18 protein-coding genes and 2 tRNA genes are annotated in these 22,078 nt (G+C 44.1%); 12 read left to right on the forward strand and 8 right to left on the reverse strand.

Going from position 1 to position 22,078, the window contains the following annotated elements:
* Window positions 1–459 precede the first annotated feature (459 nt).
* The 3 genes from ABDD94_RS08165 to ABDD94_RS08175 form a co-directional block, all read right to left on the reverse strand.
* Window positions 460–545 (reverse strand) — tRNA-Leu (locus ABDD94_RS08165).
* Between the two features lie 105 nt (window positions 546–650).
* Window positions 651–723 (reverse strand) — tRNA-Gly (locus ABDD94_RS08170).
* A 109-nt stretch (window positions 724–832) separates the two neighbouring features.
* Window positions 833–1,315, reverse strand: coding sequence for a regulatory protein RecX (locus ABDD94_RS08175; RefSeq protein WP_345955441.1), 483 nt, complete (start codon window positions 1,313–1,315; stop codon window positions 833–835).
* Between ABDD94_RS08175 and ABDD94_RS08180 the strand changes: the two genes are divergently transcribed.
* Together ABDD94_RS08180 and ABDD94_RS08185 are read left to right on the forward strand one after the other, a co-directional pair.
* Window positions 1,314–3,839, forward strand: coding sequence for a bifunctional UDP-N-acetylmuramoyl-tripeptide:D-alanyl-D-alanine ligase/alanine racemase (locus tag ABDD94_RS08180; protein ID WP_345955442.1), 2,526 nt, complete (start codon window positions 1,314–1,316; stop codon window positions 3,837–3,839). The two genes, ABDD94_RS08175 and ABDD94_RS08180, sit on opposite strands and share 2 nt — an antisense overlap.
* A gap of 14 nt (window positions 3,840–3,853) precedes the next feature.
* Window positions 3,854–4,450 carry a DUF502 domain-containing protein gene (locus ABDD94_RS08185; protein ID WP_345948125.1) on the forward strand — a complete coding sequence of 199 codons (597 nt, stop codon included), beginning with the start codon at window positions 3,854–3,856 and terminating at the stop codon, window positions 4,448–4,450.
* 339 nt (window positions 4,451–4,789) lie between these two features.
* On the opposite strand, the gene ABDD94_RS08190 is transcribed toward ABDD94_RS08185, so the two are convergent.
* The gene (locus ABDD94_RS08190; protein WP_345955443.1) at window positions 4,790–7,525 is read right to left on the reverse strand and encodes a TonB-dependent receptor; all 2,736 of its coding nucleotides are present in this window, start codon (window positions 7,523–7,525) and stop codon (window positions 4,790–4,792) included.
* Between the two features lie 379 nt (window positions 7,526–7,904).
* Between ABDD94_RS08190 and ABDD94_RS08195 the strand changes: the two genes are divergently transcribed.
* From ABDD94_RS08195 to ABDD94_RS08205, 3 genes are read left to right on the forward strand one after another with little or no spacing between them, the layout of a single operon-like run.
* On the forward strand, window positions 7,905–9,149 hold the full coding sequence (locus ABDD94_RS08195; protein ID WP_345955444.1) for a TCR/Tet family MFS transporter: 1,245 nt from the start codon (window positions 7,905–7,907) through the stop codon (window positions 9,147–9,149).
* A gap of 7 nt (window positions 9,150–9,156) precedes the next feature.
* The gene (gene lepB, locus ABDD94_RS08200; RefSeq protein WP_345955445.1) at window positions 9,157–9,819 is read left to right on the forward strand and encodes a signal peptidase I; all 663 of its coding nucleotides are present in this window, start codon (window positions 9,157–9,159) and stop codon (window positions 9,817–9,819) included.
* Between the two features lie 45 nt (window positions 9,820–9,864).
* Window positions 9,865–11,124 (forward strand): TCR/Tet family MFS transporter, encoded by a 1,260-nt coding sequence (locus tag ABDD94_RS08205; protein WP_345955446.1) that lies wholly within the window; start codon window positions 9,865–9,867, stop codon window positions 11,122–11,124.
* A gap of 201 nt (window positions 11,125–11,325) precedes the next feature.
* Here ABDD94_RS08205 and ABDD94_RS08210 read toward each other — a convergent pair whose 3' ends face one another.
* Window positions 11,326–12,033, reverse strand: coding sequence for a TIGR00730 family Rossman fold protein (locus ABDD94_RS08210; RefSeq protein ID WP_345948120.1), 708 nt, complete (start codon window positions 12,031–12,033; stop codon window positions 11,326–11,328).
* A 24-nt stretch (window positions 12,034–12,057) separates the two neighbouring features.
* Window positions 12,058–13,542: a sodium:solute symporter gene (locus tag ABDD94_RS08215; RefSeq protein WP_345955447.1), complete on the reverse strand. Its 1,485-nt coding sequence runs from the start codon at window positions 13,540–13,542 to the stop codon at window positions 12,058–12,060.
* Window positions 13,543–13,715: 173 nt separating this feature from the next.
* Here ABDD94_RS08215 and recR point away from each other — a divergent pair, with 173 nt between their 5' ends.
* Genes recR through ABDD94_RS08230 form a run of 3 tightly spaced genes read left to right on the forward strand, consistent with a single transcriptional unit; the run spans window position 13,716 to window position 15,976 of the window.
* Window positions 13,716–14,333 (forward strand): recombination mediator RecR, encoded by a 618-nt coding sequence (gene recR, locus ABDD94_RS08220; protein ID WP_345948118.1) that lies wholly within the window; start codon window positions 13,716–13,718, stop codon window positions 14,331–14,333.
* Between the two features lie 4 nt (window positions 14,334–14,337).
* On the forward strand, window positions 14,338–15,177 hold the full coding sequence (locus ABDD94_RS08225; protein ID WP_345955448.1) for a glycosyltransferase family 2 protein: 840 nt from the start codon (window positions 14,338–14,340) through the stop codon (window positions 15,175–15,177).
* Window positions 15,161–15,976, forward strand: a complete 816-nt coding sequence (locus tag ABDD94_RS08230; protein ID WP_345955449.1) for an SDR family oxidoreductase — start codon at window positions 15,161–15,163, stop codon at window positions 15,974–15,976. The genes ABDD94_RS08225 and ABDD94_RS08230 overlap by 17 nt, the downstream gene beginning before the upstream one ends.
* Window positions 15,977–16,156: 180 nt before the next feature.
* On the opposite strand, the gene ABDD94_RS08235 is transcribed toward ABDD94_RS08230, so the two are convergent.
* Both ABDD94_RS08235 and ABDD94_RS08240 read right to left on the reverse strand, forming a co-directional pair.
* On the reverse strand, window positions 16,157–17,017 hold the full coding sequence (locus ABDD94_RS08235) for an SDR family oxidoreductase (RefSeq protein ID WP_345955450.1): 861 nt from the start codon (window positions 17,015–17,017) through the stop codon (window positions 16,157–16,159).
* Window positions 17,018–17,084: 67 nt separating this feature from the next.
* Window positions 17,085–18,026: an ion channel gene (locus ABDD94_RS08240; protein WP_345955451.1), complete on the reverse strand. Its 942-nt coding sequence runs from the start codon at window positions 18,024–18,026 to the stop codon at window positions 17,085–17,087.
* Window positions 18,027–18,223: 197 nt separating this feature from the next.
* Between ABDD94_RS08240 and trpD the strand changes: the two genes are divergently transcribed.
* From trpD to trpA, 4 genes are all read left to right on the forward strand, one after another.
* On the forward strand, window positions 18,224–19,213 hold the full coding sequence (trpD, locus tag ABDD94_RS08245; protein ID WP_345955452.1) for an anthranilate phosphoribosyltransferase: 990 nt from the start codon (window positions 18,224–18,226) through the stop codon (window positions 19,211–19,213).
* 1 nt (window position 19,214) lies between these two features.
* A complete protein-coding gene (locus ABDD94_RS08250) occupies window positions 19,215–19,835 on the forward strand; it encodes a phosphoribosylanthranilate isomerase (protein WP_345955453.1) in 621 nt (206 codons plus the stop codon).
* Between the two features lie 2 nt (window positions 19,836–19,837).
* Window positions 19,838–21,019, forward strand: a complete 1,182-nt coding sequence (gene trpB / locus ABDD94_RS08255) for a tryptophan synthase subunit beta (RefSeq protein ID WP_345955454.1) — start codon at window positions 19,838–19,840, stop codon at window positions 21,017–21,019.
* A gap of 153 nt (window positions 21,020–21,172) precedes the next feature.
* On the forward strand, window positions 21,173–21,943 hold the full coding sequence (trpA, locus tag ABDD94_RS08260) for a tryptophan synthase subunit alpha (protein ID WP_345955455.1): 771 nt from the start codon (window positions 21,173–21,175) through the stop codon (window positions 21,941–21,943).
* Window positions 21,944–22,078: the final 135 nt, after the last annotated feature.

Raw genomic sequence — 22,078 nt, forward strand, 5'->3', positions numbered from 1 at the left:
TGCCTATTATCGTGTTACACACTTTGCTACACAAAACTCTTTCATTAGGAAATAGGAAAGATACATAGGATCCTGTTGATACATGAAGCACAGAAGGTTAACCAACAAATAGTGGTAAAACAGGTAATTAAAAGATAACAATTGTACCTTGAAATAAAGATTATATGCTCCGCCGAGAGACCCTCGCAAGGTATTGCGCTGTATAATGTTTGTTATTTCTAGGGTACTCTGTCCGTATATCGGTAAAAACACCTAGCTCGTCCTTGCCCATCGCATCCCTTACTGGTGCAAGCGTGTACGGCGGAGTATCATTGGCTATTAGTGAATTAAAAAACTAACCTGTGCTATAAATATGCAGTTATGCTAGAATTATAATTGGCTTTAATTTGATCAGTGCTCCTGCAGGGATTCAACCTCGTAAAAATAACAAGAGCCCGATACTTTCGTATCGGGCTCTTGTACTCGGGGCGGGAATCGAACCCGCACTCGCTTTAAGGCGAACAGGATTTTAAGTCCTGCGTGTCTACCAGTTCCACCACCCGAGCAGGTGATTATTATGCGGGAGAAGAGGCAGGCGTCGGCCCGCACACCACATAATAATTAGTACCTTTTAAAAATAAATCCCTTGCTGATATTCAGTAAGGGATTTGAGCGAAAGACGAGATTCGAACTCGCGACCCCGACCTTGGCAAGGTCGTGCTCTACCAACTGAGCTACTTTCGCATTTTTTGTTGGTGGCTCTCTTTCGATAACCCCCTTGCGTTTTGGTGATGCAAATATAGAGACAAAACCTTATTCTGCAAATAATTTTTTTAAAAGTTTTTTAACTTTTTCATAACTCACTGGCTTTCAAAATATCATTTATTAAATCGCTCTCAAACCCACGGCCCATAGCGTACTGTTGTAGTTTATAGCGGCGCTTAAACGCGTCTTTTTCGGTTATCTGCGTCTGTTTCTTTTCTAAAATTTTCTGCAAGGTGCGTAAATACTCATCGCCATCTATAGTTTGCAGTGCTTTTGCAATCAGCTTATCGGGCACCCGCTTTAATTTTAAGCCTTGTTTAATCTTAATACGTCCCCAGCCGTTCTGGTTAAACTTGCCTTGGGCATAAGCTCTGGCAAAGCGCTCCTCATTTATAAAGTTGCCGGTTATTAACTCACTAATTACATTTTCAACACCGGTAGGGTACATGCCCAGTTCGTACAGTTTATTGCGCACTTCCTGCTGCGAGCGTTCCTGGTAAGCGCAAAAATGTTCGGCCTTGGCCAGGGCTACTTTTTCATCTGTAATTCTCTTCTTTTTCGGCTCATCCATGCAAACCAAATTTACCAAAAATTCTTCTGTTTACATAAATATAAGCACCTTAGTAACCATGTTGAGCAGCCAATATACCATACCCGAAGTACAGCAAATTATAGGTGCGTCAGGTACCATCGTACGCGAAAACAACATCAGCATACTGCTTACCGACAGCCGGCAGATCAGCAATGCGGCGGAGTGCCTTTTCTTTGCATTGCAGGGCCGCCGCGACGGGCACGTGTTTATTGACGAGGCTTACAACCAGGGCGTACGCAATTTTGTGGTGCTGCAACAGCCCAGCGGCGAGTACCAGGCAGCCAACTTTTTAATAGTGCCCAACGTGCTGCAGGCGCTGCAAACGCTGGCAGCCTATCATCGCAGCCGTTTCGATTTACCGGTTATTGGCATTACGGGCAGTAACGGCAAAACCATTGTAAAGGAGTGGCTTTACCAGTTGCTGGCTGCCGATAAAAATATAGTGCGCAACCCCAAAAGCTACAACTCGCAAATAGGTGTGCCGCTTTCGGTATGGCAAATACAGCAGGATAATGACCTGGGCATCTTTGAAGCGGGCATATCTACCGCAAATGAAATGGACGCGCTGCAAGCTATCATTCAGCCCACCATTGGTGTGCTTACCCACCTTGGGTCGGCACATGATGAAGGTTTTGAGAGCATGCACCAAAAAGTATTGGAAAAACTGAAGTTGTTTAAAAGTTGCGGTCTGCTTATTCACAACTACGACCAGTTGATGACGTACAAGGCCGATTTGCCGCCGGTTACCACTTTTACCTGGAGCCAAAAGTTTAAGGAGGCCGATCTTTACGTGTTCAGTGAAACGGTGATTTCCAAGCGTTTTTACTTGCGGGCACTGTACAAAGGCGAGGAGATTGAGTGTTTAATACCTTTTTTGGATGAAGCTTCAATAGAAAATGCCATTGTGTGCTGGGCTACCATGCTGGCTATGGATTACAGCGCTGTAGAGGTTGATAAACGGCTGGAAAACCTGAGCACCGTAAGTATGCGCCTGGAGATGAAAAACGGTATTAACGACTGCTCGGTAATCGACGACTCGTACAACTCCGACATTCGTTCGCTGGAGATTGCGCTAAAGTTTTTGCAGCAGCAAAATCAGCACAAAGTTAAAACGCTCATCCTTTCAGATATTTTTCAATCGGGCCTGCAGCAGGATGTGCTGTACCAGCAGGTGGCCCAAATGATCCAAAACCATCATATTGATAAATTTATTGGGGTAGGAGCGGCCTTGCAGCAGCACCATCAGTATTTTGCCAATGTACCGCAAAAGTTTTTTTACGAAAGCACCGGTGATGTGCTGCGTCATCGCAAGGAGATCAATTTCAATAATGAGGCTATTTTAATTAAAGGATCGCGCAGTTTTGAGTTTGAGCGCATTAGCAGGGCATTGTCGCAAAAGGCGCACGAAACCATGCTGGAGATAAACCTTAATGCCCTGCTGGGCAACCTTAATTTTTACAAATCCAAACTACAGCCCGGCGTAAAAGTAATGGCCATGGTTAAGGCTTTCTCCTATGGCAGCGGCACTTTTGAGGTAGCCAACATATTGCAATACAACAAGGTGGATTACCTGGCTGTAGCTTATATTGACGAGGGTATTGCGTTGCGCCAAGCCGGTATTACACTGCCGTTGATGGTGCTCAACCCCGAGCCATCAGCTTTTGATAAACTGGTGGAATTTAAGCTGGAACCCGAGATTTATAGCTTTGGCCTGCTGGATAAGTTTGTAAAGTTTGCCAAGCTGCATCACATAAGCGAATACCCGGTACATATTAAAATTGATACGGGCATGCACCGCCTGGGTTTTGAGGACTTTGAGCTGGAGGCTTTATGCGATCTGCTGGAAGAGAATGCCTACATCCGGGTAACGTCCATCTTCTCGCACCTGGTGGCCAGTGACGCAGAGGCGCATGACGACTTTACCCGTAAACAGATCAAACAGTTTAAACAGGCCTTCGCAACAATTGAGCAGGCGCTGGGCTACCCGGTTATTAAACACATAGCCAACACATCGGCCATTATACGCTGGCCCGATGCCCAGTTTGATATGGTGCGCCTCGGCATAGGCTTGTACGGCATAGACGCTGCTGTGCCTGAACATTTGAATGGCCTGCAGCCTATTGCTACTTTAAAAACAAGCATATCTCAGGTAAAGCATATTACCGCCGGAGAAACTATTGGGTACAACCGCAATGGCAGTTTGCTAAGGGATGGCCGCATAGCCACCGTACGCATTGGCTATGCCGACGGATATTTACGTGCTTTTGGTAACGGCGCAGGCAAAATGCTGGTGAAAGGCGTACTGGTGCCTACCGTTGGTAATATTGCCATGGACATGTGTATGATAGATGTAAGTGCCGTTGAGGTTAAAGAAGGCGATGAGGTAATTGTATTTAATGAGCAGCAAACTATTGAGGATCTGGCTGCGCAAATTGGCACCATACCGTATGAAATTCTGACCAATATTTCGCAACGCGTAAAAAGAGTGTATTTTTATGAGTAAAATTGCAGCTGGTTATGAACGGTATAGCTCGCATACTCCTTAGATACTTTGTAAAAGGCATGTTAGTGGTGGTGCCCCTGGGCGCTGCCTGTTTCCTGATTTTTTGGGCGGTTTCCAGTTTAGACAATGCCCTTAACCTGAGCGATGTGCTTTGGGTAAACCCTAAAACAGGCAAGGCCCTTTATATTCCGGGCCTGGGTATTTTAACCGTGCTGGTTATCATTATGATTGCCGGCGTGCTGGTTACCAATGTTATTACCGATCCTATCAAGGGCTGGTTTTCTTACTGGCTTAACCGTTTGCCTTTGTTTAAGTTTCTGTATTCATCAATCAAAGATTTAACCGAAGCTTTTGTGGGCGAAGAAAAGAAGTTTAATGAACCGGTATTGGTGGAGGTAGGCTCTAACGGACTGAAAAAGATCGGTTTCCTCACCCATAAGGATATGACCGTACTCGGCCTCCCCGGCGATGTTGCGGTTTACTTTCCGTATTCTTATTCCTTTGCCGGCCAGGTAGTTATTGTGCCGGCCAGTAAAGTAACGCCCATTAACAAAAGCGCTGCCGAAATGATGAAGTTTGTGATTTCGGGTGGGGTTACTGAGTTGGAGTAGAAGGTGAGGCAAAAGCTGCCGTTACACATGCACAAATACTTATGTCATTGCGAAGAACGAAGTAATCTTTGCGGAGAGCAGTTTCGTCTGAGCTCATTATGAGGGCCTGTGTTTTGCCAAACTCGTTTCAGTGCTTATAAACTCTCTTCGTCTACTCATTGCCGGAGAGGCTACTTCTTTTGGCATAGCCCCAAAAGAAGCAAAAGTGCCTAGCCAGCACAATCCCTGCCAGCGCTGCAGGCCATAATCCCGGCCGGGTGCGCTGGCAGCCCAACGCTTCTTAACAGTAGCTTTGCTTCGCAACTGCTATTATTTTTAAATTCCCGTTCAGACACCCACTTACTTCGTGCTCATTTTATTAAACTTTACCATATAGGTGAGCAAAAAGTAGCGTTTAAGGATCTGGTTCTGGCTATCTACAATGGAGTTAGCGCCGCTGTAACGGTAGGCGCTTATATTTTGGTCGAGCATATCGTAGCAGGAGAGCTTAATTTCACCGCGGTCTTTTTTCAGCATCAGCACGGCTACGCTCAGGTTAAGCATGTTTACGCTTTTCTGAAAACCGGCACTGGCCAGCGGATTGTAGCTGTAGCTGTAAACGCCCTCCCAGTACATGCGCTTGGGCCACCGCACGGTAAAGCGGTTGTCGGCGCTATGGCTTACAAACTTCACGCTCGCAAAATCAACGCCCGAGTACGTGGTTGTTTGCGGACGGGCTGAGTATGATGAGTTTAACTGTACGATTTCTTTCCAGCCCAGGTTGATGCCTTGCGTGAAGCCTAAATACAGGTTGTTTTGGAACCCTTCATCCTGGTTGAGTATAAAAAAGTTTCGGGCACTACTAAAGTAAGCAGATGAACTGATGTTGAATTGCCAGGTTTTAGAAGTTTTGAATGTTTTGTTTACGCCCACATTGCCGTTTACATTACGCCTGCCGTTACGATTAACCGGCGTGTTAGCGCTCGCACCTTCGGGTGTTAATTGCGTTACCGATGTTACACTGTTCTCCTCAAAACTACTGTTCAGGTAGCTGTAAATGTTTAATTGCGATTGCGGATAATACTTGTAGAAATTTACCGAAACTGAGTGCCTGCGGGTAGGCTTCAACAAAGGGTTGCCTGTAAAACGGTAAAGCTGTGAACTTTGTATAGTAATGGGTTGCAAATTGTATACAGATGGCTGGCTTACGCTAGAGCTGTAGCTTAACGAGGAGTTACCTATCCGCAAACGTGCCGATGGAAGCCAGTTTAAGTAATATTGGTTCAAATCTGGAACGTTTTTGTGGAAGCGGTTAAGTATCTGCAGCCACTCAGCGGTAACACCTGCATCAACAGATACTTTTTTATTGAACTTGAAATTCAGGTTAGCCTTGCCACTTTCGGTCCATTGGTAACGGTCAAGGTCAGAGCTTTGGCTTTCCAGGTAAAGGCTGTACTCTCCGGTTTGCAGGTTTTGATCAAATGTTTGTTGCAAGCGGCCATTGCGAATAAAGCCACCGCTGGCGGTAACATCGCCGGTGAGCTTTTTACTTAGCGGATAACGGAAGGCTACACTCAGGCTGGCGTTGGTATTACGCGAATTAACATCAATAAGCCGCCGTAGCTGTTCAGACTTTACGGTTGATGTTTGGGAGATGAGATCGAGGTTGTTGATGTTGCTGGATAGGTCGGGGCTTATGTTAAGGGAGTGATTAACATTAAGTGACGCCGATGAGCCATACCTTTTTCCCAATTTATGATAATAGCTAAAATTGTGTTGAAACTGCATGCGGCTGCCATCATTACTGTTGTTTCCAATACTTTGGTTAAGCGGGTTTAAGTAATTGTAACGGTTAGACGTATTATCGTACCGGTTAAAGTTATTCGCAAAGTTGAGCTTAGGCGTATACCTGAAATTAGTGCTGTCATTCGGATTCCAAACCACCAAACCGTTTACGTTATGTTTGTTGGTATTGGTAAGCGTATTATTATTGGTTAAAGTGAATAAGGTATCGGTAGGGAAATTTTGCTGATTTAATGATGTGCTGATATTGGTAACCTTCGAATTGTTGAAGAAGTATAACAGGTTCAACTTTAGTTTTTTACCATAATCATTGTTCAGGTTTAATCCAGCAGAAATTACCTTCTCGATACCACCGTTCCAGTTGTTACCACCTACGCCCACGCTGCCGTTATAAAGCGCATCCTCGCCACTGCGGTCAAAACCACCGTATTGCGAAAGGTCATTGTCTGAAAAGCCGGTACGGTTAAGGTTGTTGCCCACACCTATAAAACTCGTTTGCAGGGTATCCCTGAACATATTGAACAAGCCGCCCGATTCAAACCTTTCGCGGCTGCCGCCGCCTGCGTACATTTTACCAAATACGCTTTTCTTTAACGCCTTTTTAAACTTTAGATTGATGATCTTACTTACATTGGCCTCTTCGATTAAATGGTCGGGGTCGTTTTCGCGGTCATCAAATATCTGTACCTTATCTAATAGCGACACGTCAATGTTTTTAGAGGCAACGCGCGGGTCGTTCGCAAAAAATTCTTTGCCGTCTATAGTTATTTTAGATATAGCTTTACCGTTTACTTTAATGCTGCCGTCAAAATCAACCTGTACGCCGGGCAGTCGTTTTAACAATTCCTCAACCACTGCATTAGGTCTTACTTTAAAGGCAGCCACATTAAATTCAACCGTGTCTTTTTTTATTACAATGGCCTGCCTTTGTGCGGTGACTGTCACTTCGCCCAGCATTTTGCCTTCCGGGCGCATAATAATGTTGCCAAGGTTAAGTGTATCCCCCTGTTTCAGCGTAACCACTTTACCAAAATTGGCGTAACCTACATAAGAGGCAATTACGGCTATAGGCTTACCAGATGGCAGGTTATATAAAGCAAATTTTCCGGTTTTATTGGTAACGGTATAAGATACAAAGGATGAATCTTTCAGATCGGTGATGCCAATGGTTACCATTTCCATAGGTTTCTTACCGGTCGAATCGACAATGGTCCCTTTAACGTGCGACTTGTTTTGAGCAAAGACGCTCCCCAGGCATAAGACCAGTATGGCCGTCAGGAAAAATTTGTTCATTAAAATTGTGTAAGTAAGGTTGTAAGGAATCTGAATGTTGGCTAAATATATTGAAAAACTTCAACATCAATCTGATGATGTTCGCCCGTTAACATAATTTAACTAACGTGTCGGCTATTTGCCGCTTAAATGCCGTAGCAGAGATGGTTGGAAAATTAAGATTAGTAAGCTTAACTGTTTGTTTTATAATTGCCGGCGTGGTGAGGCAGCCTGAGTAGCGTTGGCTGTAAATAAAATTTATAAGGGTTGCACATCGCTTAAAACAGTTAAAAAAATAAAAATCGATACTCTAATTAGCGCCATTTTGGTTTACAGCATCGACCTAAAAATTAGCGCTTTAACTGCCAATTAATCAGCAAATTTTCTTTATTTTGCGGTTATGGACCAACCTGCACAACCTAAACGCGAGGCTGCCTTAGGCTTTATCTTTATCACTTTATTAATCGACATTACCGGTTTTGGTATTGTAATTCCTGTATTTCCAGACCTGATCGGTCACCTCATACATAACAGCAATTTAAGTGATGCTGCCGTTTATGGTGGCTGGCTAACCTTTGCCTATTCAGTTATGCAATTTTTGTTTGCGCCGGTACTGGGCAACCTGAGCGATAGGTACGGCCGGCGGCCGGTACTGCTGGGCTCACTACTGGGTTTTGCTATCGACTATACTTTTCTGGCTTTTGCACCCAGCATTTGGTGGTTGTTTGTTGGCCGCATTATAGCCGGTATTACCGGCGCAAGTTTTACTACCGCATCTGCCTACATTGCCGATGTGAGCACACCCGAAAAACGTGCGCAAAATTTTGGCATCATTGGGGCAGCGTTTGGTATAGGGTTTATTGTTGGTCCGGTATTGGGCGGAATTTTAGGAAATTACAGCACCAAACTGCCGTTTTTGGCTGCCGCTGGCCTAGCTATATTGAATGCCATTTACGGTTATTTTATTTTACCCGAATCTTTATCGAAAGAAAACCGCCGGCCGTTTGAATGGCGAAGGGCTAACCCCATAGGCTCATTAATGCAATTAAAAAAATACCCGGCCATTAGTGGCTTAATTGCTTCACTAATATTAATATACATAGCGGCCCATGCGGTACAAAGCACCTGGACCTATTTTACTATGGAACGCTTTAGCTGGAGCAAATCCTTAGTAGGATACTCACTGGGTTTTGTGGGCTTGCTCTCTGGTTTAGTGCAGGGACTGTTGATACGTGTAACCATCCCTAAATTGGGCCAAAAAAAGAGTATTGTACTGGGCTTGTTGTTGTACAGCATAGGTTTGTTCCTGTTTGCATTTGCCAATCAAAGCTGGATGATGTTTGGTATACTGGTGCCTTATTGCCTGGGCGGCATTGCAGGGCCTGCATTGCAAGGCTTAATTAGTAACCAAATACCGGCTAACGAGCAGGGCGAGCTGCAAGGCGGCTTAACCAGTTTAATGAGTGTAACCTCCATCATCGGCCCACCATTAATGACCACGTTGTTTGCCTGGTTTACCAGTAAAAGTGCGCCGGTTCAATTTCCCGGAGCGCCATTTTTAATGGGTGCTGTGCTAATGTTATTGAGTACATTCCTTGCTTTGCGCAGCTTTAAACGGGCACGTGTTAGTACAGTAAAAGCCTAACCCTGGTATGAAAATATTTATTGCACTGCTGTTGTTTTGCGGCGTTTTATTTGCTGGCTTTGTAGGGATGCGTTACACTAACGCACTCAACTGGTACTATGTTACAACCGAATCGAGCGAACCTACTTTTAAGGCAGGTAACATTGTTTTTGTATCACGTTTTAAGAAACCGCAGCCCGGTAGTTACATATGCTACAAGGGGCCAGGGGGATCAATTTATACGCATCGCTGCGTAGCCATAGCTAAAGATATTATCGAGCTTCGGGACGGCAACTTGTATCGGAACGGCAAATTCATAAATGAGCCCTATACGGCAAGTGAATATCTGATTGCAAACAGCAAGGCAGATAGTTTGGCCATGTATTTTGACCGCGCCGGTAAAACACTTACTTCCAGGGATAGCGCCTTCTCGGGCGTTAGTTTAAGTAACCAAGAATTAAAGATGCTGCACTTAACCGGTTTACAAAGACTAGTAAGCGCCAAAGGATTTGTAAATGAAGGCTTGTACAAACCTTTTGTGAAAGCCGGATATAATGAAGATAATTTTGGGCCGGTTACCGTACCAGCAAACAGTTGTTTTGTGTTAGGAGATAACCGGCATTGGGCCATGGATTCGAGATACCTTGGGTTTATTACCGCCGATATGCTAATTGGAACCGTACTTAACTAAAACAATTTTGGCACAAAGCCTTTTAACAGGTGTTACTTTTTTTACATGAGCGAGGAAACCAAGCATAAGCGCCCGGCAGCACTAAGTTTTATATTTATTACGGTATTGATTGATACCCTTGGTTTAGGCGTTATCATCCCGGTTCTGCCCAAATTGCTGGAGACACTCGGAGACTACAATACCAGTATGGCCACCCAAATTAATGGGTACCTGACCTTTGTTTACGCACTCATGCAGTTTGTATTTTCATCGGTGCTGGGCAATTTAAGCGATAGGTATGGCCGCCGGCCTGTATTGCTCATATCAATGGTGGGCTTTGGGATTGATTACGCCCTGATGGCTTTTGCACCCAGTGTGTTCTGGCTTTTTGTTGGCCGAATCATTGCGGGTATTGCAGGCGCCAGCACTACCACGGCTACCGCCTACATAGCCGACGTAAGCACGGGCGATAACCGTGCTGCCAACTTTGGCCTAATTGGGGCAGCTACTGGCTTAGGCTTTATTATGGGTATTGGTTTGGGCGGATACCTGGGCGAGGTAGGTTTACGCATTCCGTTTATGGCGGCAGCCGGTTTGGCGTTGCTTAATGCTTTATACGGATTTTTTGTATTGCCCGAATCCTTGTCGGTTGAAAACCGCCGCCCGTTTGACTGGAGCAGGGCAAACCCAATTGGTGCACTCAAGCGCTTAACGATGTACCCTGCTATTGCCGGGTTAATAAGTGCTTTCAGTTTAGTTTATATTGCCTCAAAAGCGGTTGAAAGTGTACTTGCCTTCTTCCTGGTCGAGAAGTTTAAGTGGAGCATGAGCAGCATAAGCAGCCTGGGTATTTTCATTGGCGTGTTGCTGATTGCCATACAAGGCGGGCTAATCCGTATCATCATTCCTAAGTTAGGGCAGCAACGCAGCATTGTGTTCGGCTTGCTGTTTTACGCTATTGGTTTGGCGCTTATTGCCTTTGCTAACCAAGGCTGGTTAATGTATGTGTACATGATTCCGTATTGCCTGGGCGGTATATCGGGCCCTGCACTACAAGGCCTAATTACCAGCAAAGTTGAGCCTAATGAACAAGGCGAATTGCAGGGTGGATTAAACAGTTTGTTAAGTATAACCACTGTCATTGGTCCGCTGCTGATGAGCAGTTTGTTTGCTCATTTCACTAATCCCAAAACCTCATCCATTTACTTCCCCGGCGCACCTTATCTGTTAGGCGCAATTTTGATGCTTATTAGTACGGTCATTGCTATCAGGAGCTTTAAACGAACTAACGCTAACCACCCCGCCTTAGATAGCGGCGTGAAGTAAAGATGGTATGAGGTCAAAGAATTCTCTTTCGGATGTCTGTACATTATCGTTCGACAGCTATATAGCCGGAGCGATAAATAAAAATGCTCAGGATGAGTTAATAAAAAAAAGGGCTGGTGAATATCACCAGCCCTTTTTATGCGCTAATTAAAGTACTTAGTGTAACTCAATCCTCGCTCTTGTAACTTCAAACAGCAATAATTAAAAGTTTGGTTTGAGCAGATATTTGTTGTAGAAGCGGAAAATGTGTTCCACTGCTTCCTCGGCGGTGTCTACCAACCGGTAAAGTTGTAAATCATCCGGACTAATGTTATGCTCGCTGTTCAGCATCTTTTCTTCAACCCATTCAAATAGGCCTTTCCAGTAATCTACGCCCACAAACACAATTGGGAAGCGCGCAATCTTGCCGGTTTGGATGAGGGTAATTGCCTCAAATGATTCATCCATGGTGCCAAAACCGCCAGGCAGTACAATAAAGCCCTGGGAATATTTCATAAACATTACCTTACGCACAAAGAAGTAATCGAACTCCAGCAGTTTATCGCGGTCAATGTATTTGTTATGAAATTGCTCAAATGGCAGCTCAATGTTTAAGCCTACCGATTTGCCGCCGGCCTCATAAGCGCCTTTATTAGCTGCCTCCATAATACCCGGGCCACCGCCCGATATAACGCCGTAGCCCTGCTCGGTAAGTAAACGGCCACATTCTACCGCAATGTTATAGAAAGGATTATCGTTATGCGTACGTGCCGATCCAAATATGGAAACGCAAGGGCCAATTTTGGCCAGTTTCTCAAAACCATCCACAAACTCGGCCATAATCTTAAAGATCTGCCAAGAGTCGGTTACCTTTATTTCGTGCCAGTTTTGGTTTTGGAAAGCCTGTCTTATTTTATCATCACCTGTCATAATATCAAATTCAAAATATAGTAATTACAACGCTGCCACTTTTGTTTTAGCCTTTGAGGTAAGTAACAGGCCGGCAAAGGTAATTAAACCGTTTACAATGATCAGTTCGTTATCAAAAACATAACCGCCCAATATCTCTTTAGAACCCGTGCTCAGGAAAAAGCATACTGCAGGTGATATTAAACAAATAAATGGCACCAGTTTATCGTTCACCTGCCGGCCGCTCAAAAACAAGCCAAAACCATACAGACCAAGCAATGGCCCGTAGGTGTAAGACGCCACCTTAAAAATAGCGCTCACTACCGCATCGTTATTTACGGCATTGAATAAGATAATGGTTACAAACATCAGCCCCGAAAACGTGATGTGCACGTAGTGCCTTACTTTAACCATGGCTTTGCTGTTTGTATCTTGCCGTTTGTTAAAGTTCAAAAAGTCTACACAAAAAGACGTGGTTAAAGCGGTAAGTGCCGAATCGGTTGTGGCAAAGGTGGCTGCCGTTAAGCCCAGCATAAATACAATGGCAGGGAATACGCCAAGGTAGCGCAGTGCTATGGTAGGGTACAGGTAATCGGTTTTCTCTACGCTGATACCGTTTTTGGCGGCATACAGGTACAACAAAGCGCCTACGCTCAGGAAAAATATATTAATGACCACGAACACGCCGGTAAAGCTGAACATGTTCTTTTGTGCCTCGCCAATATTTTTGCAGCTCAGGTTTTTTTGCATTAAATCCTGGTCAAGCCCCGTCATGGCTACGGTAATAAATAAACCGCCAAAAAATTGCTTGCTCAGGTGCAGCTTACTGCTCATAAAATCATTCAGGAAGAATATTTTAGAATAGCTGCTGTTCTTGATGGCATCGGCCGCTTCTACTATGCTGAAATTAAGGCTTCGGCAAATGAAGAAGATAGAGAGAAATACAGATGCAACGAGGAAAAATGTTTGCAGGCTATCGGTAATAATAATGGTTTTTAAACCGCCTTTATAGGTGTATGACCATATTAATACCAGGCAAAACAGTACAGTAGCCCAAAAGGGAATACCATAAGTATCAAAAATAAATTTTTGTAACACAATAACCACCAAGTACAACCTGAATGATGAGCCAATGGTGCGGCTTATCAAAAATATAGTAGCTGCTGTTTTATAGCTCCACTTGCCTAAGGCGTTTTCTATATAACTGTAGATTGATGTTACCTGTAAGCGGTAATACAATGGCAACAGCACAGTGGCAATAATGATAAAGCCCGCTGCGTTGCCCAGCACAAACTGAAAATAAGCAAACTGATCGCCGCCGGGTGCGCCTACCTTGCCGGGTACCGATATGAAGGTTACACCACTCAGCGCAGTACCTATCATGCCAAAGGCCACCAGGTACCATTTGGAATTACGGTTGGCTACAAAAAAGGTGTCATTATCTGACGAGTTACGAGACGTTAGGTAAGAAATAAGGATGAGTACTAAAAAGTATCCGGCTATGAACAATAGTAAAATTCCGGGCGACATATGATTTGGGTTAAGTAATTAACAATTGATGGCGCAAGCTAATTAAAAAGTTTTAACCAGCTCAAATCATTAAGGTAAATTAATGAAGCATTTTATGAAAATAATGCTTCCGCACTGAGGCAGATGACCATCTGCTGACCATATTTAAGGCTTATTTTTTGTAAATTTGATGTATGAATTTTTCTTCGAAATTATTGGAGAATGCGGTTGCAGAGTTTTCGAAACTACCGGGTATCGGGCAAAAAACAGCGCTTCGTTTGGTGCTGCACCTGCTTAACCAGGACAAGCCCGACGTGGAGCGTTTTAGCCTGGCTATGACTAAACTGCGCAACGAAATACAACATTGCCGCACCTGTTATAATATATCCGATTATACCGTTTGTGAGATATGCTCATCTTACAAACGTGATCATGCCACTATTTGCGTAGTGGAAGATACGCGCGATGTAATGGCAATAGAGAATACAAATCAGTACACTGGTGTATACCATGTGCTCGGTGGACTGATCTCGCCGATGGATGGAGTAGGCCCATCGGACCTTGAAGTAGACTCACTGGTAGAGCGAATTAAGGCTTCAGACGTTAAAGAAGTGATTTTTGCGCTTAGCGCTACTATGGAAGGCGATACAACGATATTTTATTTGCACAAAAGGTTAAAAGATTTAAACATTAGTTTATCAACCATAGCTCGTGGCATAGCGTTTGGAGGAGAACTGGAGTACGTGGATGAGATAACCTTAGGAAGGTCTATTGCCACCCGCGTGCCTTACGAAAGTTCTCTGGCAAAATAAGCGCATGAAATTATCTATCATACTTGTAAATCAGAATTTGCACAGACCGTTGCGTCAGGCTATGTATGCGCTTAAACAAGCAATACAAAGTTTGGATGCTGAATTAATAGTGGTAGATAATGCATCGACCGACCGGTCGGTGGTTATGTTGACAGATGAGTTTCAGGATGTGAACGTTATCCAAAATATAAAGCCGGTAGGGTTTGCAACAGCGGTTAATCAGGGTATCAAAGCCTCAACCGGCGATTATGTTCTTGTTCAATCGCCAACAGTAATTACAGCTGAAGATAGTTTGGAAAAATTGTTGGCGTTTGTAGAGGCGCATGCCGATACAGGTGGCCTGTCTGTACGTATGTTAGATGCTGAAGGCAACTTTATTGCCGACTCGAAACGTGCAATGCCAACGCAGTGGATCAGGTTTTTTGGAGCAACAGGTCTTTCAAAACTGTTTTCCAAATCACAGCTATTTAGCCATCACTACCACTCCGGCTGGGGTGAAGAGTTCGAGAATACAGAGACAGATGTACTGAATAATTGCTTTATGCTGTTACGCAGGTCGGTGCTAAATGAGGTTGGCTTGTTTGATGAGCGCTTTAAAGCTTATGGTCAGGAGATCGATTTATCCTATCGTATCAGGCTGGCGGGCTATAAAAACTTCTATTTTGCTAAAACCTTTGTAATACAGCAATCAGTACCACCGGTATCTAAATGGAGCTGGCATTTCATTAAACATTTTTACGGGGCAATGCTTATTTTTGCAGCCAAATACTTATTAAAGATGCCTGAACTTAAGCTAAAAGCTATGCCAAGGTGGTCTGCCCCAGCTTATGAGTTTAAACAATAAGATTGTTATAATTACCGGTGCCTCGTCTGGCATAGGCAAGGCTTTAGCCTATGAAATGGCCAGCCGCGGCGCAAACCTCGTATTAGGCGCCCGCCAGTACGTTACTCTTTGCGAAATTACACAGGATATTGAAAAACGCTTTCAAACTAAAGCTATTGCCGTACAATGTGATGTTAGCGTTGAAGAAGACTGCGCTTTTTTAATTAAACAAACCCTGCTTACGTTTGGCAAAATTGATGTATTGGTAAACAATGCCGGTATATCCATGCGTGCACTGTTTAACGATTTGGATTTGCAGGTATTAAAAAAGCTAATGGACGTAAACTTTTGGGGAACTGTTTATTGTACAAAGTACGCGCTGCCCGAAATTTTAAAAACGCAGGGAAGCGTGGTTGGTGTTTCATCCATAGCAGGCTTTAAAGGTTTACCCGGCCGTACGGGTTACTCAGCTTCTAAATTTGCAATGAACGGCTTTTTAGATGCTTTGCGTGTGGAGAACCTAAAAACCGGCGTACACGTTTTAACCGCTTGCCCGGGCTTTACGGCATCAAATATTCGTAATACTGCACTTAATAAGGACGCCAATCAACAAGGCGAAAGCAGTTTGGAAGAAGATAAAATGATGACAGCTGAAGAAGTAGCCAAAGCAATAGCTAAGGCCATTGAAAGTCGCTCGCGTACGCTCATACTAACAGGGCAGGGTAAACTAACTGTTACGCTAAGCAAGTTGTTTCCGGCTTGGTTAGATAAGTTGGTTTACAATGTATTTGCTAAGGAAAAAGATCCGTTGCTGAAATAAGTTGTACTCAAACAGTCAAGGAGGTAGGTTGCAGATTATTTTATAAGCCAGCCTGTCATTTCAAATAATAACGAAATCCTTTTCTGAGCTGAAAGCTATTAATTGAAAAGAATCCTCACTATTATTCGAGATGACAGCTGGTGTAACAGTCTTGTTTATTTAATCTGTATTTGCGCTTATCTACCCATTAACCACTTCGCCGCCATTTACATGGATGATTTGTCCTGTAATGTAGGATGAATCCTGAGAGGCTAGAAAAACGTAGGCCGGTGCAACTTCTGCCGGCTGACCGGCACGGCCAAGCGGCACGTCTTTACCAAACGACTTTATCTTTTCTTCATCAAAAGTAGACACGATTAGTGGGGTCCATATGGGGCCCGGAGCTACACCGTTAACCCTGATTTGCTTTTCGGCCAGATTTTTAGCCAGCGAGCGGGTAAAAGTTACAATGGCACCTTTGGTTGATGAATAATCTATCAGCTCAGGCGATGAACGGTAAGCGGTCACTGATGTAGTATTAATAATAGTATCGCCTTTTTGCAAATGGTTCAGTGCTGCCGAACAAAAGTGGAATTGAGATAGTATATTGGTTTTAAAAGTTGCTTCCAGCTGTTCTTCGTTAATATCTTGCAAGTTCTTTTGCGGAAACTGCATGGCGGCATTGTTCACCAGTATATTCAGCTTGCCAAATTCGGCCGCGGTTTTTTCTACCGCTTCTTTACAAAAGCTGCTTTCTTTAATATCACCTTTAATAAGCAGGCAACGGCGGCCTTCTTGTTCAACTAGTTGTTTAGTTTCTTCTGCATCGGTATCTTCGTCCAGGTACACAATGGCTACATCGGCGCCTTCACGCGCAAAGTGAACACTTACTGCCCGGCCAATGCCGCTATCACCACCTGTAATTAAGGCTACTTTATCTTTTAATTTGCCAGAAGCTTTATAGTCTGCATCTATATACTGCGGCTTGGTGGTCATTTCATTTTCATTGCCTGGTTGGCTGTCCTGGGTCTCGGCCGTCAGGTCTGTTGGTTTTTGTTCCATGGGTAGTATATTTCTTTACTAACCGGATGGTTAACCAATGGTTTAGTTTAATTCACAATAGTTTATTTTATAGCTTTGCATCAGTATAATTGCCTATCTGACTTAAATCGAGGGATACTTTACCGCTTTCGTCGGTATAGAATGCAGGTGTAAATTTGCCGCCGCATATCAGTTCATCGTACTGGTATGACGTACGCGAGTGCACCGTTTGCGAAAAGGTATCATCGTAAGCTTTAAGCAGTATGGCAAAGTTTGCGTTGGTCGCCTTCAATTCTTCGGGCGTAACCTGGTACAGCGGACTGTCTTCATCCAACGGATGCACTACCGTCCAGCTTAAGGTTAATATGCTGGCCTTACTTCGTTCAAGTGAAAGGGGAAAGAATTTGCGTACTGTCTTTCCATCAGAGTAGTCATTGTAGGAGAAAATGACATCGATAGAGAGATCAATAAGTGTGTTATTGCGCCTGTTGGCCAGTCTAAACATGAGTCCTTTTTGGTCGGTTAGATAAGGTGCCACCAGCATGCGGTTACTGTAAGCTATTTTAGCTGAAGGCCTGGAAAAGCGCCCATACAGTAAGCCTGTAGCCAGTGCGAAAGCCAGCAATCCCAGCATTGATTCAAGAGCAGCTATAGAGTTAGTGAGTATACCACGCGGACTGATGTGTCCGTAACCTACAGTAGACATGGTTTGAGCCGAAAAAAAGAAGGCATCAAAAAAGTGCTCTATCGTTGTTTTGCCATCGGCGCCATGCAGGTTCTCAATTCCGGCCAGGTTGTATATAAATGCAAAAACAATGTTGGTAACCAGGTAACCGCTTAACACCACCAGCCAAAATTTGGTCCAGCTCATGCTAATAAGATGATTGTAGGTGTCGGTAGTACTGAGCAAGGGCAGGCCTTTCCGGTTCACATTAACAGAGCCATCGCGGTTAATAACCCGCTGGGCAACGGCCTGCCGCCCAAAGCCAAGGTCATCCTCAGGATTAATATGTTTTTTTGCTATGGCCATGTCTTATAATTTGCTGATAAAATTATTATTCTGATTTGCATTTCGGAAAAACAATAGTCATATTTGCCACACAAACTAATGAAAGTACAAAACAATAACTGGTGGTGGCTTAACGAGTAATCGTAAGGCAATCTCCTGTTTATTAAAAATATAATAAGAAAGGGTTGCCCATTAGGCAGCCCTTTTTTTGTGCATATATGAAAGCTATACTTAACCACTTATTCGAACACAAAACATTTAGCCGCGAGCAGTCGAAAGAAATTTTGACCAGCATAGCTCAGGGTAAATACAATATTTCGCAAATGGCCGCTTTTATGACGGCTTACTGCATGCGTGCTATTACGGTTGATGAGCTGGAAGGCTTTCGTGATGCAATGCTTGAGTTATGCCTGCCTGTAAACCTCCATGCAGACCAATTGATAGACCTGTGCGGTACCGGTGGCGACGGCAAGGATACTTTCAATATATCTACCTTGGCATCGTTTGTAGTGGCAGGAGCAGGGTACAAAGTGGCTAAGCACGGTAACTATGGAGTATCATCGGGCTGTGGTTCATCCAACGTGATGGAGTACCTGGGGTATCAATTCACCAATGATGAAAGCAAGCTCAACAGTACTTTAGATAAAGCCGGTATTTGCTTTCTGCACGCACCGCTGTTTCACCCGGCAATGAAAACCGTTGCACCCGTGCGTCGCGAACTGGCAGTGAAAACCTTTTTTAACATGTTGGGGCCAATGGTTAACCCCGCAAGGCCAGGCAACCAAATGGTGGGTGTTTATAACCTGGAGCTGGCCCGCTTGTATGCTTACTTATACCAAAAATCAGACGTTAACTATACAATCTTAAACGCGCTTGATGGTTATGATGAAGTTTCATTGACCGGAGATTTTAAAACATTTTCGGGCGAAGGTGAAAAAATTAACCGTATAGCCGATTTGGGCTTCGACAAAGTTAACGCAAGTGAAATTACTGGTGGCCATACGGTAGCAGAGTCGGCACACATATTTATGCAGGTATTAAATGGTGAGGCCACTACTGCACAAAATAATGTAGTGTTGTGCAATGCGGCCCTGGCGATACGTACCATTGCGCCTGCAAAAACATTTGCCGATAGCTTTTACGAAGCGGAACAGGCATTAAATAGCGGTAAAGCGCTTAATAGCTTTAAACAACTTCTGCAAAACTAAGATGAAAATTAAAGTGTGCGGGATGAAATACCCGGGAAACATCAGCGCGGTAGCCGCTTTAAATCCCGACTTTATGGGTTTTATATGCTATGACCTGTCGCCCAGGTATATGGTCGATGTGTCGCCGGATGTTTTAGCACAATTACCATCCTCAATTTATAAAACAGCCGTTTTTGTGAACGAAGATGCCGGTAAAATCAAATTGCTCATAAAACAGTTTGGATTTAACGCCGTACAACTGCATGGTAATGAAAGCCCGGAGTTTTGCAGCAATTTACGTGATGAAGTAACGGTGTTTAAGGCGTTTGGAATGGATAATGGATTTGATTTTACGCAACTGGACGCTTATGTCGGCCATGTGGATTACCTGATGTTTGACACCAAGACCGAAAGGCACGGCGGATCGGGCAAAACATTTGATTGGAGTATTTTAAATAACTATAAGCTTGATATTCCGTTCTTTATTTGTGGCGGGCTGAGTTTGGATAATTTGAAAAAAGTAAAGCAAATTAAACACCCTGCCTTTTACGGTGTTGACCTAAACAGCAGGTTTGAAACACAGCCAGGTTTAAAAGATGCAGAAAAACTGCGTGAGGCATTTAACCTATTAAGAGATCAATAATCATGAAATATACAGTAAACGAGCAGGGATATTATGGAGATTTTGGCGGGGCCTACATCCCTGAAATGCTGTACCCTAATGTTGAGGAGCTGAGGCAGCAATACCAAAGCATCATAGCCGACGCCGGTTTTATAGCCGAGTTTGAATCTTTACTAAAAGACTATGTAGGCCGGCCGTCGCCCTTATACCATGCCAAGCGTTTGTCTGAAAAATACGGCGCTAATATTTTTCTGAAGCGCGAAGATCTGAACCACACCGGTTCGCATAAAATAAACAATGCCATAGGCCAGATATTGCTGGCACAGCGCCTGGGCAAAAAACGCATTATTGCCGAAACAGGCGCCGGTCAGCATGGGGTAGCCACCGCTACTGTTTGTGCATTGATGGGTATTGAATGTGTAGTGTACATGGGCGAAATTGATATGGAGCGCCAGGCCCCCAATGTAGCCCGGATGAAAATGCTGGGTGCAAAGGTTGTGCCTGCCACATCGGGTAGTAAAACCCTGAAAGATGCCACCAACGAGGCGATGCGCGATTGGATTAACAACCCGGTTGATACGCATTACATCATCGGTTCGGTGGTGGGTCCGTATCCATACCCCGAAATGGTAGCAAAGTTCCAGTCCATCATATCGTTCGAAACCAAGAAACAATTATTAGAGCATACCGGCAAGGAATTGCCTGATTATGTGCTGGCCTGTGTAGGCGGTGGCAGCAATGCCATGGGTATGTTTTACCACTTTTTGGATGATGAGTCGGTAAAACTGATTGCTATAGAGGCAGCTGGCAAAGGCGTGGATAGCGGCCATTCGGCAGCTACATCGGTTTTGGGCCGAGAAGGGATATTGCATGGTAGCCGTACTATATTAATGCAGACTGATGACGGACAAGTGGTTGAGCCGTATTCTATATCAGCAGGATTAGATTACCCAGGTATTGGTCCGCAGCATGCCCATTTACACAAGATTCAGCGAGCTAAATACGTAAATATTACTGATGATGAATCTTTGCAGGCCGGTTTACTATTATCGCAACTGGAGGGCATTATTCCGGCCATTGAATCGGCACATGCTTTTGCTTATTTAGAAAAGATGCAATTTCAGCGGGAAGATAATGTAGTGATCTGTCTGTCGGGCAGGGGAGATAAAGATCTAACCACTTATATTAAACACTTCGGCTTTTAATTGCCAACTTAACAGCTTATTTCCTAACTGAGGAGGGTAGGAGGCTTTTGCTGAATTTAATTGAAATATCCCTCTTCGCCATTAACAAGCCAACGCAGCCCTCCACAGGAGGGGTGAATGCGGTGCAAAAATGAACGGTGCAATAACACATACATGAATCGTCTTAATCAATTGTTCGCCACAAAAAAGAACAACTTACTATCGGTATATTTTACTGCCGGCTACCCCGAACTGAATACAACCCTTGATATTGCCGAGGCGCTTGAAAAAGCTGGTGTTGATTTCCTGGAGCTCGGCTTTCCATATTCGGATCCGGTGGCAGACGGACCCACTATTCAGCACAGTTCCCAAAAAGCGCTTGACAATGGCATGAACCTTAACCTGCTGTTTGAACAACTGGCCGAGCTGCGCCAAAGAGTAAGTATACCTGTATTGCTAATGGGCTACGCCAACCCCATGGTACAATATGGGGTAGAACGCTTTTGTGCCAAAGCTGCCGAGGTGGGCGTAGATGGCGTTATTGTGCCCGATTTACCCATGTATGAGTATGAGACTCTATATAAAGATTGCTTTGCCCGGCATAACTTGAGCAACATTTTTCTGGTTACCCCACAAACTGCCGAAGCGCGCATACGTAAGATAGATGAGCTCAGCAACAGCTTTATTTACCTGCTTTCGTCTGCATCTATAACCGGTGGTAATTTAGCTTTGGGAGATGTTACCGAAACCTACTTTAAGCGTATTAAGCATATGGAACTGAATAATCCAATTGTAATTGGCTTTGGTATTGGCGATAAAGCCACCTTTGATACGGCAACTGCCTATGCCAACGGTGCTATAGTGGGTAGTGCCTTCGTACGTTTCTTAGCTACCGACAATTACCTGGAAAGGATACCTGAATTTGTGAAACAAATAAAAGGATAGCTAAAATCGTTTTAATCCGGGGTGGTAACGAGAATTATTTAAGCGGTAAACAACAATCCCTATAGTTCACTCGCTATTGTTTGTGATTATGAAGATTATTATGACAAAGCCTCGGCTTTGGGTACTCATTTCTGC

Origin of the sequence: Mucilaginibacter sp. PAMB04168, assembly GCF_039634365.2 — a bacterium.
Classification (GTDB): Bacteria; Bacteroidota; Bacteroidia; order Sphingobacteriales; family Sphingobacteriaceae; genus Mucilaginibacter.